The organism is Pseudomonas mercuritolerans (genome assembly GCF_025706525.1).
GTDB lineage: Bacteria > Pseudomonadota > Gammaproteobacteria > Pseudomonadales > Pseudomonadaceae > Aquipseudomonas > Aquipseudomonas mercuritolerans.
On record NZ_JAMSHA010000001.1, the window covers coordinates 609156 to 624833 of the forward strand.

The following is a 15678-nucleotide window of genomic DNA, read 5'->3' on the forward strand; positions in this document are numbered from 1 at the left end:
TGTGAGTTATAGCTATTAGCCACTAATTTAGCTAGCACCGCTGGATCCACCGAGCCGTTAAAAATCAAGGCTCTGTGGATCCAACCAGTGAAAGCGTCAACGAGCCGTGATTTTCCAGGCGCGGTGGATCTTGGTATTGCGGGCGAAATCCGGATCAATGGTCTGCGCGCTGATTTCCTCGACTGCATAACGCTCGGCGAGGTTTTCCTCCAACTGGAATTTGCGGAAGTTGTTGGAGAAATACAGCACGCCACCCGGTGCCAGACGTGCCATGGCCAAGTCGATCAACTGCACCTGATCGCGCTGCACGTCGAAGATGCCTTCCATGCGCTTGGAGTTGGAGAACGTCGGCGGGTCGATGAAGATCAGGTCGTACTCGTCGCGGCTGCTTTCCAGCCACGCCATCACATCGCCCTGCTCCAGACGGTTCTTGTCCGAGAAGCCGTTCAGCGACAAATTGCGACGGGCCCAATCCAGATAGGTTTTCGACAGGTCGACGCTGGTGGTGCTGCGCGCGCCGCCCTTGGCCGCGTGCACGCTGGCGGTCGCGGTGTAGCAGAACAGATTGAGGAAGCGCTTGCCGGCCGCCTCTTTCTGGATACGCATGCGCATCGGCCGGTGATCGAGGAACAGGCCGGTGTCGAGGTAGTCGGTGAGGTTGACCAGCAACTTCACGCCACCCTCATTGACCTCGACGAACTTGCCTTGCGCCGCCTGACGCTCGTACTGCTTGGTGCCGCTCTGCCGCTCGCGGCGCTTGACCACCACGCGGTTCTTGTCGACGTTCAACGCCTGCGGAATCGCCGCCAGCGCATCGAACATGCGCGCCGAGGCTTTTTCCGGGTCGATGGATTTCGGCGCAGCGTATTCCTGAACGTGCACCCAGTCGTGGTACAGGTCGATGGCCATCGCGTATTCCGGCATGTCGGCATCGTAAACGCGGTAGCAATCGATGCCTTCGCGCTTGACCCACTTGCCCATTGCCTTGAGGTTCTTTTGCAGACGGTTGGCAAACATCTGCCCGCCTTCGCTCAGGCGCGGCTGCTCGATCACCGGCGCCGGGGCTGGCGTCGGCTTGATCGGGTTGCCGTTCTTGTTGAACTTGCGCTCTTGCGGCTCGTCCGGGGTCTGATCGTAAGCCGCTTGCTCGCGCTCGGCCTGACGCTGTTCCGGGGTGCGGCGTTCGCCAGTGACGAACTGATCCGGCAGAACCTTGATCAGCAGCAACTTGCACGGCAGCGCGCCGTTCCAGAACGAATACTGCTTATGGCTGCGGATACCCATGCGCTTGCCCAGATCCGGGGCGCCGGTGAATACCGCCGCTTCCCAGTTCAGGCAGGCCTGACGCAGACGCTCGCCCAGATTCTGGTAGAGATACAGCAGGCTGGCTTCGTCACCGAGACGCTCGCCGTACGGCGGGTTGCAGATGACCAGACCTTTCTGGTTCTGATCCGGGCGCGGCTCGAAGGTCGCCACTTCGCCCTGGTAGATCTTGATCCACTCACTGAGGCCGGCGCGCTCAACGTTGTTGCGGCCTGGCTGAATCAATCGTGGGTCGGCTTCGTAACCGCGAATCCACAGCGGTGGCTTGGCCAGACCGGCGGCGGCGCGCTCGACGGCTTCTTCATGAAGTTTTTTCCACAGTGCCGGCACGTGACCGAGCCACGCGGTAAAACCCCACTGCTCGCGACGCAGGTTCGGCGCCATATCGGCGGCGATCATCGCCGCTTCGACGAGGAACGTACCGACACCGCACATCGGGTCAGCCAGTGCGCCACCTTCGGCGGCAATGCGCGGCCAGCCGGAACGGATGAGGATGGCGGCGGCGAGGTTTTCCTTCAGCGGCGCCGCGCCCTGCTGCAAGCGATAGCCGCGCTGGTGCAGGCTGTGGCCGGAGAGGTCGAGGGACAGAATCGCTTCGCCGCGATCCAGACGCAGGTGAATGCGCAGGTCCGGGTTGAGTTTGTCGATGGATGGACGATCGCCCTGCGGCGTGCGCAGTTTGTCGACGATGGCGTCTTTGACTTTCAGCGCGCCGAAGTGGGTGTTGTCGATGCCCGAGCCGTGGCCGCTGAATTCGACGGCCAGGGTGCCGTCGCTGAGCATGTGATCCTGCCAGTCGATGTCGAGCACGCCGTGGTAGAGGTCTTCGGCGTCCTTCATCGGGAAACGCTTGAGCACCAGCAACACACGGTTGGCCAGACGCGACCAGAGGCACAGGCGATAGGCGGTTTCCATGGTCGCCATGCCACGCACGGCGGAGGTGTGCTCGCGCGCTTCTTCAAGGCCAAGCCCGACGGCTTCCTCGATGAGCAGGCCTTCAAGGCCTTTGGGGCAAGTGAGGAAGAGTTCGAAACGATCGGACATGGTAATTCCAGAGCCTTTGGCTAGTGGGCCGGCAACGCATTGCCGACCCGGTTTTCAATCAGGCGCTTTTCTGAAAGAGCGCCCGCGTGGCACGAAGGTGTGCCGTTCCATCCCCGCTGCTCGGGTTAAAAGAGCTTAGATGCCGGGACAGATAAAAAAGTTGGTGCAACAAAAAGACTGAAAGCGACCCTTCGTCGAATATTACCCAAGCGCAAACGTGGGTCATTCTCACTAAAGGATTAACCCCCTGAGCCAGCGGGGCGCCGATCATACCGGGGTTTGCGCAATGAACGTTGAATAAATACGCGGTTACTTATCGCCATAGCATCCTTTACGTTACGTGCTTATGACAAAACGATCATTCCCTCGGTGTGACTCATTGGTTAGAACTGAGCACAGGTTGACGTCGCAACGGCGTCAACACCTTGGCTCGCCACGCCGGCAGCGAGCCGCACGATGGCAGGTTTTTCCTGCCAGACCTCAATTGAGGTCAACGCGACACTACAGTCAACAAGTGAGGGAAACACCCTATGAGAAGACTTAAGCGTGATCCGTTGGAAAGAGCATTTTTGCGCGGATATCAATATGGCGTTGGTGGCAAATCCCGTGAGCTTTGCCCATTTACTCTACCGTCGGTACGTCAAGCCTGGATCAACGGCTGGCGAGAAGGACGCGGCGACAACTGGGACGGTATGACCGGCACTGCGGGAATCCACAGACTCAACGAACTTCACGCCGTCGGCTGACACAGGGCATTTATTCCGACACGACAATCTGAATTTGCATTGAATTAACCACGCACGTCCTTCCCGGACGGCGGGCTACGGCCCAGGGGCTCCTTCGAGGAGCCCTTTTTAATGCCTGCAAAAAGGGTTAACCGGGATCCACGTGGCGAGGGGATTTATCCCCGCTCGGCTGCGCAGCAGTCGCGAAGTCGGAATTTCAATTTAACTGGCATATCAATGTGCAAGGTTTGGGGCTGCTGGGCAGCCCAGCGGGGATAAATCCCCTCGCCACAAAGGCTCCCACAAGGCCTCCGCAATCCTCAGCGCAACGCGGCGATGGCATCCACCGATTCACGAATCAGCGCCGGGCCTTTGTAGATGAAGCCCGAATAGATCTGCACCAGGCTTGCACCGGCCGTGATCTTCTCCGCCGCGTGTTTGCCCTCGGTAATGCCGCCCGCGGCAATGATCGGCAAACGCCCGGCCAACTCGCCCGCCAGCACTTTCACGGTATGGGTGCTCTTCTCACGCACTGGCGCGCCGGACAGACCGCCCGCCTCGTCGCCATGCTCCATGCCTTCGACGCCGATACGGCTCAAAGTCGTATTGGTGGCGATGACCGCGTCCATGCCGGTTTCGATCAATGCCTGGGCAACCTGCGCAGTCTCTTCGTCGGTCATGTCCGGCGCGATCTTGATCGCCAGCGGCACATGCTTGCCGTGACGCAGGGCCAGTTCGGCGCGACGGGTGGCCAGATCAGCGAGCAATTGCTTGAGCGAATCACCGAACTGCAGGCTGCGCAGGCCCGGGGTGTTTGGCGAGCTGACGTTGACGGTGACGTAGCTGGCGTGGGCGTAAACCTTGTCCAGGCAGATCAGGTAATCGTCGACCGCACGCTCGACCGGGGTGTCGAAGTTCTTGCCGATATTGATCCCCAGCACGCCTTGGTATTTCGCCGCAGCGACCCGCGCCAGCAGGTTATCCACGCCAAGGTTGTTGAAGCCCATGCGGTTGATGATCGCCTCGGCTTCCGGCAGGCGGAAGATTCGTGGTTTCGGGTTACCCGGCTGCGGACGCGGGGTCACGGTGCCGATTTCGACAAAACCGAAACCCAGTTGCGCAAAGCCATCGATGGCCGCGCCGTTCTTGTCCAGACCTGCCGCCAGCCCCACCGGGTTCGGGAACTCCAGCCCCATGACGGTCACCGGCATTTTCGCCGGCGCCTTGCACAGCAAGCCGTTGAGGCCCAAACGTCCACCCGCGCCGATCAGATCCAGCGACAGATCGTGGGAGGTTTCCGGGGAAAGTTTGAACAACAGCTGACGGGCCAGGGTGTACATGGGCGGCAATGACTCGGGCGGCGAAAAGAGGCGGCGATTATAGCCGGGCATCGTCCCCCGGCGCGAGGCGCCTGCGCGAATCAGGCGACTGGCATATGCCTTGCACCACCCCGCTCATCAGTCTGCCGACCAATGACGGCGCGCAGGCCAGGACAATGGCGTCGTCCCCGGGTTTTGCCTGCGCAGAATCCGGGACGACGTTTTTTTTGAGGTAGCGTATGAACGAAACGTCCTTGGGGCCTCTGGCCTGGGTCAATGGCAGCGATGCGCCGGAAAAGAGCGCGATCAATCTCGGCTTCATGGCGCTGAGCGACTGCGCCTCGGTGGTGGTCGCCGCCACCCAGGGCTTCGCCCAGCCCTACGGCCTGACCCTGAACCTCAAGCGTCAGGCGTCATGGGCCAACTTGCGCGACAAACTGGTCAGCGGCGAACTGGATGCCGCGCACAGTCTGTACGGGCTGATTTACGCGGTGCACCTGGGCATCGGCGGCGTCGCCCCCACCGACATGGCGGTGCTGATGGGTCTGAACCAGAATGGCCAGAGCCTGAACCTGTCCCATGGCTTGCAACAGGCTGGCGTGAACAGTCCTGAAGCGCTCGATCGGCATGTGCACCAAAGCCGCGCAAAACTGACCTTCGCCCAGACCTTCCCCACCGGCACCCATGCGATGTGGCTTTATTACTGGCTGGCGAGCCAGGGCATTCATCCGTTGCAGGACGTCGACAGCGTGGTCGTGCCGCCGCCGCAAATGGTCGCGCACCTGCAAGCCGGACGCATCGACGGCTTTTGCGTCGGTGAACCATGGGCGGCCAGCGCCGTGCAGCAGGATCTCGGTTTCACCCTGGCGACCAGCCAGAGCATCTGGCCCGACCACCCGGAAAAAGTCCTCGGCTGCACCCGGGAATTTGTCGAGCAATACCCCAACACCGCGCGGGCGCTGGTCATGGCCATTCTTGAGGCCAGTCGCTTCATCGAAGAAAGCCCGGAAAACCGCCGCAGTACCGCGCAATTACTCAGCGCCACCGAATACCTCGACACCCCCGCCGCGTGCATCGAGCCGCGTTTTATGGGCGACTACGCCGATGGCCTCGGTAATCGCTGGCAGGATCCGCATGCGCTGCGTTTTCATGGCGATGGCGAGGTCAATCTGCCCTACCTTTCCGACGGCATGTGGTTCATGACCCAGTTCCGTCGCTGGGGTCTGTTGCGCGAGGATCCGGATTATCTGGCCGTCGCCCGCCAGGTTCAGCGTCTGGATCTGTATCGCGAGGCAGCGAGCGCTGTCGGCGTCGCGACTTCCTGCGCAGACCTGCGCAGCAGCCAGTTGCTCGATGGCAAGGTCTGGGACGGCAGCGATCCGGCGGGCTATGCGCGCAGTTTCAAGCTGCATGCCCTGAGCGACGCCGCCCCGCTTCTCGCCCAGCGCTGACAGGAGACCGCGAACATGTTGCGCATTCTGCTGATCAACGACACCGCGAAAAAAGTCGGACGCCTCAAAGCGGCGCTGACCGAGGCCGGCTTCGAGGTAATCGACGAGTCCGGCCTGACCATCGACCTGCCGGCGCGCGTCGAAACGGTGCGCCCGGACGTGATCCTGATCGATACCGAGTCACCGAGCCGCGATGTCATGGAGCAAGTGGTGCTGGTCAGCCGCGACCAGCCCCGGCCGATCGTGATGTTTACCGACGAACATGACCCGGGGGTGATGCGTCAGGCGATCAAGTCCGGGGTCAGTGCCTACATCGTCGAAGGCATTCACGCACAACGGTTGCAGCCGATTCTCGACGTGGCGATGGCGCGCTTCGAGAGTGACCAGGCCCTGCGCGCGCAATTGCAGGCCCGTGACCAGCAACTGGCCGAGCGCAAGCGCATCGAACTGGCCAAGGGTTTGCTGATGAAGATGAAGGACTGCAACGAGGAAGAGGCCTATACGCTGATGCGCCGCCAGGCCATGAGCCGCCAGCAGAAGCTGATTCAGGTGGCGGAGCAGATCATTGCCATGAGCGAGTTGCTGGGCTGAAATCTTCGCTGCAAATCAAGAGCCCCCTCACCCTAGCCCTCTCCCGGAGGGAGAGGGGACCGACCGCGTTGTCTTGCGCTGTCCGCCGACCTGAACGACCGAGTCGATTATGGATTCACTCGAAATCGTTCAGATCGGCAAATGACTCGGCCATCCCCCGCTCGGTTCCCTCTCCCTCTGGGAGAGGGTTAGGGTGAGGGGCTTTTGCTTTTCAGCTGTTGGCACAAATCTCGCTATGTAAACCGCACAGGTAACCAACGGCGGTTGCCCCACCTACGACAAAGACGTCGCTCACCCCGTTCGCCCCTCGGCGAATCAGGTAGCGGCGTTTTTGCGTTTTGGCCCCACAGAGCGGGGCCGGTGGTGCGGCCGTGAGGCGCTCCACCTGCTGTGCATGACTCCTTTCGAGACTCTTTTCAGCCGAGGTGCGCGATGAATTCAAGCTTCTGGAAATCCGGCCATACCCCGACCCTGTTCGCGGCCTTCCTGTATTTCGACCTGAGCTTCATGGTCTGGTACCTGCTCGGCCCGCTGGCAGTGCAGATTGCCGCCGACCTGCACCTGACCACCCAGCAGCGCGGCCTCGTCGTCGCCACGCCGATTCTCGCCGGCGCGGTGTTGCGCTTCGCCATGGGCATGCTCGCCGATCGCTTGTCGCCGAAGACCGCCGGGCTGATCGGCCAGGTCATCGTCATCTGCGCGCTGTTCGGCGCCTGGAAACTCGGCATCCACAGTTATGAACAGGCGCTGATCCTCGGCCTGTTCCTCGGCATGGCCGGCGCGTCGTTCGCCGTGGCCCTGCCGCTGGCCTCGCAGTGGTACCCGCCAGAGCACCAAGGCAAAGCCATGGGCATCGCCGGCGCGGGCAACTCCGGCACCGTGTTCGCCGCGCTGCTGGCGCCAGTGATTGCCGCCGCGTTCGGCTGGAGCAATGTCTTCGGTTTCGCCCTGATCCCGCTGGTTTTGACCTTGGTGCTGTTCGCCCTGTTGGCAAAAAACGCCCCGCAGCGGCCGAAACCGAAAGCCATGGCCGACTACTTCAAGGCCCTCGGCGATCGCGACAGCTGGTGGTTCATGTTTTTCTACAGCGTCACCTTCGGCGGCTTCATCGGCCTGGCCAGCGCCCTGCCCGGTTACTTCAACGATCAATACGGTCTGAGCCCGGTAACCGCCGGCTACTACACCGCTGCCTGCGTGTTCGGCGGCAGCTTGATGCGGCCGTTGGGTGGCGCGCTGGCCGATCGCTTCGGCGGCATCCGCACCTTGCTGGCGATGTACACCGTCGCTGCCATCTGCATCGCAGCGGTGGGCTTCAATCTGCCAAGTTCCTACGCGGCGCTGGCGCTTTTCGTCTGCACCATGCTCGGCTTGGGCGCCGGCAACGGTGCGGTTTTCCAACTGGTGCCACAGCGTTTTCGTCTGGAGATCGGCGTGATGACCGGGCTGATCGGCATGGCCGGCGGTATCGGCGGCTTCGCCCTCGCGGCCGGCATGGGCGCGATCAAGCAAAGCACCGGCAGTTATCAACTGGCGCTGTGGTTGTTCGCCAGCCTCGGTGTGCTGGCGTGGTTTGGCCTGCACGGCGTCAAGCGTCGCTGGAGAACCACCTGGGGTTCGGCGGCGGTGACAGCGGCGCGGGTCTGAGGCCCCAATGGCCCTGCAACTGAGCTTCGCCGAAGCCAGCGCCACCGGCCCGCGCGCGGAGAATCAGGACGCCCTGCGTTCGGTGACACCGGCGCCGGCACTGGCGGTGAGCAAGGGTTATCTGTTCGCCATCGCCGACGGCGTCAGCCAGTGCGCCGATGGCGGCCTCGCCGCGCGTTCGACCTTGCAGGCGCTGGCGCTGGACTACTACGCGACGCCGGAAACCTGGAGCGTGGCCCAGGCGCTGGATCGCCTGCTGCTCGCGCAAAATCGCTGGCTGCAGGCCAACGGCGGCGGGCAACCGTTGCTGACCACGGTCAGCGCGCTGGTGATGCGCGGTCGACGCTTCACCCTCGCCCACGTCGGCGATTGCCGGGTCTATCGCTGGCACGCCGAGCGCTTGCAGCGCATCAGCGAGGATCACGTCTGGGAGCAACCGGGCATGCAACACGTGCTCAAGCGTGCGCTCGGGCTCGATCAGCATCTGGTCCTGGATTTCCTCGACGGCGAACTGCGTGAGGGCGAAAGCTTCGTGCTGCTCAGCGACGGCGTCTGGTCGACCCTGGGCGATACCGCGATCGCGGCGATTCTGCGCGATCAAGCGGATCTGCCCAGCGCCGCGCAAACCTTGGTCAACGCCGCGCATCTGGCCGGCAGTCAGGACAACGCCAGTGCCCTGCTGGTGCGCGTCGATGCGCTGGGCGAAGCGAGCATCGGCGATGCGCTGGTGCAATTGCAGCAATGGCCGCTGCCGCCAGCGCTGAAACCCGGGCAAGCGTTTGAAGGCTGGCAGGTGCAAGGCATCATCGGCAAGAGCCAGCAATCATTGCTGTATCGCGTGCTCGATGGTCAGGGCCAGCCTTGGCTATTGAAGACCTTGCCGACGCGGCTGGCCGACGATCCGCAGGCCGGGCAGGCGCTGCTGTCGGAAGAATGGTTCCTCAAGCGCGTGGCCGGCCGGCATTTTCCGCAAATCCATGCCTGCACTCAGCGTCAGCATTTGTATTACGTCATGCGCGAATACGCCGGGACGACGCTGACCGACGTGTTTCAACACAGCGGCCCATTGCCTTTGGCGCAGTGGCTGGACATCGCCGAACGGCTATTGCGCGCGGTCGGGCTGCTGCATCGGCGGCAGATTCTGCATCGCGACATTAAACCGGAAAACCTGCTGCTGGATGACGACGGCGAGCTGCGCCTGCTGGATTTCGGCCTGGCTTATTGCCCGGGACTGTCCGAGGACGCGCCGTCGACCCTGCCAGGAACACCTAGTTTCATCGCCCCGGAAGCGTTTCGCGGCGAACCACCGAGTGCACAACAGGATTTGTATTCTGTCGGTGTCACTCTCTATTACCTGCTCACCGGGCATTTTCCCTATGGCGAAATCGAGGCGTTCCAGCGGCCCCGATTTGGCGTACCGGTGAATGCCAGTCGCTATCGCCCGGACCTGCCGGAATGGCTGGCGCAAAGTCTGGAACGCGGCGTCGCCGCCGATCCGCAGCAACGCTTTGAAACCGCCGAAGAGTGGCTGCTGGTGCTGGAACAGGGTGAGCGGCAAAGTTTGAGTGTGCGGCCCCGGCCTTTGTTGGAACGGGAGCCGTTGAAGGTCTGGCGGACCATGGCGCTTCTGGCATTGCTCGGGAATGTGGTGCTGCTGGTTTTGTTGTTTCACAGTTGAACCGCACCGCGCCATTCGCGAGCAGGCTCGCTCCCACAGGGAATTTGTGTCGTTCGCAGACACCTCGTGGGAGCGAGCCTGCTCGCGAAGGCATTCGGCGTCACACCGCATAACCCAAGAATTAACGCGCCACGAACGAGCAACACGCCTCGATTCGGTGCAAAAAAACCTCCTGTCACAACCCCAATCCCCAATAAATCCGCGTCCACCCAAGTTGGCACAACCACTGCATTACCCCAATCACCATACATAAGGCCCAACCTTCAACGACGAAGGCTGCGCTTCCCGAGAGAACGGGACCAGGACAAAGGCGTCCTCGCTAGGCAACTAGCGGGACGCCTTTTTTTGTTTGCGCAAAATTTGTCGAGCAAGGCCCGACGGCCCACCAGAGGCCAGCCGCAGCTCCCGGAGAACCTGATGAAAAAACTCAAACTGGTGATGATCGGCAATGGCATGGCCGGGGTGCGTACCCTGGAAGAACTGCTCAAGCTGAGCGACGAGCTCTACGACATCACCGTCTTCGGCGCCGAACCGCACACCAACTACAACCGCATCCTGCTGTCGCCGGTGCTGGCCGGCGAGCAGACTTTCGAAGAGATCGTCCTCAACGACCTCGACTGGTACCTGGAAAACAACATCAAATTGCTGCTCAACCGCAAAGTGGTGGAGATCGACCGTGTCAAACGCCGAGTGATTGCCGAGGACGGCACCGAGGCCGAGTACGATCGCCTGCTGATCGCCACCGGCTCGACCCCGTTCATCCTGCCAATCCCCGGCAACACTTTGCAGGGCGTGATCGGCTATCGCGACATCGCCGACACCCAGGCCATGATCGACACCGCCAGGACCCACAAGCACGCCGTAGTCATCGGCGGCGGCCTGCTCGGCCTCGAAGCGGCCAATGGCCTGATGCTGCGCGGCATGCACGTCACCGTGGTGCACCTCGGCGAATGGCTGCTGGAGCGGCAACTGGACAAGACCAGCGGCCAGCTTCTGCAATCGGCGCTGGAATCCCGTGGCCTGCATTTTCGCCTGTGCGAACAGACCCAAGCCTTGCACGATGCCGGCAATGGCCGGGTCGGCTCGGTGCAGTTCAAGAACGGCGACATCATTCCTGCCGATCTGGTGGTGATGGCCGCCGGCATCCGCCCCAACACCGAACTGGCAGAAAAGGCCGGCATCCCGTGCAATCGCGGGATTCTGGTCAACGACACCCTGCAAACCTATGACCCGCGCATCTACGCAATCGGCGAATGCGCCAGCCATCGCGGCATTGCCTACGGCCTCGTTGCGCCGCTGTTCGAACAAGCCAAGGTCTGCGCCAATCACCTCGCGCAACTGGGTTTCGCTCGCTATCAGGGCTCGGTGACTTCGACCAAATTGAAAGTCACCGGCATCGACCTGTTCTCCGCCGGCGATTTCATGGGCGGCGAAGGCACCGAGACCATCACCCTCTCCGACCCGATCGGCGGCGTGTACAAAAAACTGGTGATCAAGGATGACGTGCTGGTCGGCGCCTGTCTGTATGGCGATACGGCAGATGGTGGTTGGTATTTCCGGCAGATTCGTGAGAATCACGCCATCGGCGAGATCCGCGATCACCTCATGTTCGGCGAAAACGCTTTAGGCGACGTAGGACATCAGGGCCAGGACAAAGCCATGGTCATGGCCGACAGCGCCGAAGTCTGCGGCTGCAACGGTGTGTGCAAGGGCACCATCGTCAAGGCGATTCAGGAACACGGCCTGTTCAGCGTCGATGAAGTGAAGAAACACACCAAGGCTGCCAGCTCCTGCGGTTCCTGCGCCGGCCTTGTTGAACAGATCCTGATCAATACGGTGGGTGGCGCGGCCGACGTCAAACCGAAAAGCGAAAAAGCCATCTGCGGTTGCAGCGATCTCAACCACGGGCAGATTCGTCAGGCGATCCGTCAGGAACACCTGCTGACCATCGCCGAGACCATGAGTTACCTGAACTGGCGCACGCCCAATGGCTGCGCGACCTGTCGCCCGGCGCTCAACTACTACCTGATTTCCACCTGGCCCGGCGAGGCCAAGGACGACCCGCAATCGCGTCTGATCAACGAACGCGCCCACGCCAACATCCAGAAGGACGGCACCTATTCGGTGGTGCCGCGCATGTGGGGCGGCGTGACCAACCCATCGGAACTGCGGCGGATCGCCGATGTGGCCGACAAGTACAACGTGCCGATGGTCAAGGTCACCGGCGGTCAGCGCATCGACTTGCTGGGGATCAAGAAACAGGATCTGCCCGGCGTCTGGAAAGACCTCGACATGCCGTCCGGCCACGCCTACGGCAAATCCATCCGCACGGTGAAAACCTGTGTCGGCAGCGAGTTCTGCCGCTTCGGCACACAGAACTCGACGCAACTGGGCATCGAACTCGAGCACGACCTGTTCAACATGTGGTCGCCGCACAAAGTGAAGCTGGCAGTGTCCGGTTGCCCACGCAACTGCTCGGAAGCGGGCATCAAGGACGTAGGAATTATCGGCGTCGACTCCGGCTGGGAGATGTACATCGGTGGCAACGGCGGGATCAAGACCGAAGTCGCCGAGTTCTTCGTCAAGCTCAAGACTGCCGAAGAAGTCCGTGAATACAACGGCGCGTTTCTGCAGCTCTACCGCGAAGAAGCCTTCTACCTCGAGCGCACCGTGCACTACCTGCAACGGGTCGGCATGGAGCACATCAAGAAGAACGTGCTCGAAGACGCCGAGCGGCGCAAGGCCCTGAACGAGCGGCTGCAATTCTCCCTGTCGTTCGAACAAGACCCGTGGAAGGAGCGCCTGGCGCAGCCGCAACTGAAGAAAGAATTCGACGTGATCCCCGTGAAAAACCTGGAGGTGCCGGCATGAACTGGCTCGATATCTGTGCGCTGGAAGAGATCAACGCCCTCGGTTCGCGGATCATTGCCGGGCCGAAAGGTGACATCGCGATTTTTCGTACAAGCGACGACGAGGTTTTCGCCCTCGATGACCGCTGCCCGCACAAGGGCGGCCCGCTGTCGCAAGGCCTGATCTACGGCAAGCGCGTGGCCTGCCCGCTGCATAACTGGCAGATCGACCTCGAAACCGGCGAAGCCCAGGCGCCGGACATCGGCTGTGCGCACCATCATCCGGCGCGGGTCGAGAACGGCCGGGTGCAACTGGCCCTGCGGGACGCCATCTGATGAACCGCCAGACGACCGCCTCGACCTGCTGTTACTGCGGGGTCGGCTGCGGCGTACTGATCGAGCATGACGGCGAGCGCATCCTCGGCGTCAGCGGCGATCCGGCGCACCCGGCCAACTTCGGCAAACTGTGCAGCAAAGGCTCGACGCTGCACCTGACCGGCGACGTCGCCGCCCGCGCCTTGTACCCGGAACTGCGCCTGGGCAAAGGCCTGGCGCGCAGCCGTACTGACTGGGATACCGCCCTCGACCACGCGACCAACGTGTTCGCCGAAACCATCGCCGAACACGGCCCGGACAGCGTGGCGTTCTACATCTCCGGGCAGTTGCTCACCGAGGACTACTACGCCTTCAACAAGCTGGCGCGGGCGCTGGTCGGCACCAACAACATCGACAGCAATTCGCGGCTGTGCATGTCCTCGGCGGTGGTCGGCTACAAACGCAGCCTCGGCGCCGATGCCCCGCCGTGCAGTTATGAGGATCTGGAGCTGAGCGACTGCGTGATGATCGTCGGCAGTAACATGGCCTACGCCCATCCGGTACTTTTCCGTCGACTTGAAGAAGCCAAATCCCGTCGCCCGCAGATGAAAGTCATCGTGATCGACCCGCGTCGCACGGACACCTGCGATTTGGCTGACCTGCATTTGGCTATTCTTCCAGGCACCGATGTCGCGTTGTTCCATGGGATTTTGCATCTGCTGCTGTGGGAAGACTGGATCGATCGCGATTTCATCAAGGCGCACACCGACGGCCTCGCCGAGCTTAAAACGCTGGTACGCGATTACACCCCGCAGATGGTTTCGCAGCTGTGCGGCATCAGCATCGAGCAACTGCAGCAATGCGCAGAATGGGTCGGCACTGCGCCGAGCTTCCTGTCGCTGTGGTGCATGGGCCTGAATCAGTCCAGCGCCGGCAGCGCAAAGAACAGCGCGCTGATCAATCTGCACCTGGCCACCGGGCAAATCGGCCGGCCCGGTGCAGGACCTTTCTCCCTCACCGGTCAGCCAAATGCCATGGGCGGGCGGGAAACCGGCAGTCTGTCCAATCTGCTGCCCGGTCACCGCGATGCCGCCAACCCGGAGCATCGCGCCGAAGTGGCTGCGTACTGGGGCGTGGAGAGCTTGCCCGAGGCGCCGGGCCTGAGCGCCATCGAACTGTTCGAAAACCTGCGCAGCGGCAAAATCAAAGCACTGTGGATTGCCTGTACCAATCCGGCCCAATCGATGCCTGATCAGAGCGCAGTCCGCGCAGCGCTTGAGGCCTGCCCTTTTGTGGTATTGCAGGAAGCCTTTCGCACCACCGAAACCGCTGCGTTTGCCGACCTGCTGTTACCCGCCGCCAGTTGGGGCGAGAAAGAAGGTTCGGTGACCAACTCCGAGCGGCGCATTTCCCACGTGCGCAAAGCGGTTGTCGCACCGGGCGAAGCGCGGCCGGACTGGGCAATCACGGTGGATTTCGCACAGCGTCTGGAGAAACGTCTGCGCCCCAAGCAGCCAAGCCTGTTCGCTTTCGATCAACCTTCGCAGTTGTTTGATGAATTCAAAGCGCTGACCCGTGGGCGAGACCTGGATCTGTCCGGGATCAGTCATGCCTTGATCGACGAGCTCGGCCCGCAGCAATGGCCCTTCCCTGCCGGCGCCCGCCAAGGCACGCCACGCTTGTACGGCGACGGCATTTTCCCTACAGCCAATGGTCGCGCGCAGTTCATTGCCGATCCGTACCGCGCCGCCAAGGAACAACGCGACGCGCGCTTCCCGCTGACTTTGATCACCGGTCGCCTGCGTGACCAGTGGCACGGCATGAGCCGCACCGGCACCGCCGCGCAATTGTTCGGCCACGTCAGCGAAGCCGTGCTGAGCCTGCACCCTGACGAAATGCGCCGGCACCGCTTGCAGCCCGGCGATCTGGTCAATCTGAAAAGCCGCCGTGGCGCGGTGATTGTTGCGGTCGGCAGCGACGACAGCGTGCGTCCGGGCCAGGCGTTTCTGCCGATGCACTGGGGCGATCGCCATCTCAAGGGCGGCGTCAACACGCTGACCTTGCCGGCGTTTGATCCGCTGTCCAAGCAACCGGAGCTCAAGCACAGCGGCGTACGTCTGGAGGCAGTCAACCTGCCATGGCAACTGTTCGCATTGATCGAGGGTGATGTTCAACGGCATTTCGAGACGCTACGACCACTGTGCGAGGCGTTTTCCTACGTCAGCCTCAGCCTTGTCGGGCGGGAGCGGCCAGCGTTGCTGATACGCGCTGCACACGCCGAGGCGCCGGATCCACAGTTGCTGGGTGAGATCGACCAGTGCCTGTCCCTGCTGGATGGCCCGGTTCTGGCCTATGACGATCCGCGTCGCGCCATTGGCAAGCGGGTGCGCATCGAAAACGGCCGTATCACTGCGATTCGCCTGGCCGGCGAAACCCTTGCGCAACACTGGTTGCAGAGCCTGTGGCTGGAGGGCCGCGCCGACCAACAACTCCGGCGCTGGCTGCTCGCACCGATGAGCGCGCCACCGGGCGCTGTCGGCGCCATTGCGAGCGACAAGACCTTGTGCAATTGCGAAAACGTCAGTCTCAAAACGGTCTGCGCCGGCATTCGCCAAGGCCTGGATCTGCAAGGCCTGAAAAAAACTCTCCGATGCGGTACGCAATGCGGTTCCTGCGTGCCGGAAATCAAGCGTCTGCTGGCTGCCGAAGCGCGGCCGGTCGCGGTCATTTAACGAGGAC

10 protein-coding genes are annotated in these 15678 nt (G+C 62.1%); 8 read left to right on the forward strand and 2 right to left on the reverse strand.

Annotated elements, in window-relative coordinates:
• Nucleotides 1-96: 96 nt before the first annotated feature.
• Nucleotides 97-2367 carry a bifunctional 23S rRNA (guanine(2069)-N(7))-methyltransferase RlmK/23S rRNA (guanine(2445)-N(2))-methyltransferase RlmL gene (rlmKL, locus tag ND528_RS02715; protein WP_039763005.1) on the reverse strand — a complete coding sequence of 757 codons (2271 nt, stop codon included), beginning with the start codon at nt 2365-2367 and terminating at the stop codon, nt 97-99.
• A gap of 530 nt (nt 2368-2897) precedes the next feature.
• On the opposite strand from rlmKL, the gene rmf reads away from it, so the two are divergent.
• Nucleotides 2898-3113, forward strand: a complete 216-nt coding sequence (rmf, locus tag ND528_RS02720; RefSeq protein WP_003223300.1) for a ribosome modulation factor — start codon at nt 2898-2900, stop codon at nt 3111-3113.
• A gap of 299 nt (nt 3114-3412) precedes the next feature.
• On the opposite strand, the gene ND528_RS02725 is transcribed toward rmf, so the two are convergent.
• Entirely contained in the window at nt 3413-4432 is a 1020-nt protein-coding gene (locus tag ND528_RS02725) for a quinone-dependent dihydroorotate dehydrogenase (RefSeq protein WP_016773841.1), read from the reverse strand.
• A 218-nt stretch (nt 4433-4650) separates the two neighbouring features.
• Here ND528_RS02725 and ND528_RS02730 point away from each other — a divergent pair, with 218 nt between their 5' ends.
• From ND528_RS02730 to ND528_RS02760, 7 genes are all read left to right on the forward strand, one after another.
• Nucleotides 4651-5862, forward strand: coding sequence for a CmpA/NrtA family ABC transporter substrate-binding protein (locus tag ND528_RS02730; protein ID WP_263469620.1), 1212 nt, complete (start codon nt 4651-4653; stop codon nt 5860-5862).
• A gap of 15 nt (nt 5863-5877) precedes the next feature.
• Nucleotides 5878-6453, forward strand: a complete 576-nt coding sequence (locus ND528_RS02735) for an ANTAR domain-containing response regulator (protein WP_007916390.1) — start codon at nt 5878-5880, stop codon at nt 6451-6453.
• Between the two features lie 432 nt (nt 6454-6885).
• The gene (locus ND528_RS02740) at nt 6886-8097 is read left to right on the forward strand and encodes a nitrate/nitrite transporter (protein ID WP_016773839.1); all 1212 of its coding nucleotides are present in this window, start codon (nt 6886-6888) and stop codon (nt 8095-8097) included.
• Between the two features lie 7 nt (nt 8098-8104).
• A complete protein-coding gene (locus ND528_RS02745; RefSeq protein ID WP_263469621.1) occupies nt 8105-9775 on the forward strand; it encodes a bifunctional protein-serine/threonine kinase/phosphatase in 1671 nt (556 codons plus the stop codon).
• 417 nt (nt 9776-10192) lie between these two features.
• Complete coding sequence (gene nirB, locus ND528_RS02750) at nt 10193-12646, forward strand: nitrite reductase large subunit NirB (protein WP_016773837.1); 2454 nt, start codon at nt 10193-10195, stop codon at nt 12644-12646.
• The gene (nirD, locus tag ND528_RS02755) at nt 12643-12960 is read left to right on the forward strand and encodes a nitrite reductase small subunit NirD (RefSeq protein WP_016773836.1); all 318 of its coding nucleotides are present in this window, start codon (nt 12643-12645) and stop codon (nt 12958-12960) included. The genes nirB and nirD overlap by 4 nt, the downstream gene beginning before the upstream one ends.
• Nucleotides 12960-15671, forward strand: a complete 2712-nt coding sequence (locus ND528_RS02760) for a nitrate reductase (RefSeq protein ID WP_263469622.1) — start codon at nt 12960-12962, stop codon at nt 15669-15671. The genes nirD and ND528_RS02760 overlap by 1 nt, the downstream gene beginning before the upstream one ends.
• Nucleotides 15672-15678 lie beyond the last annotated feature (7 nt).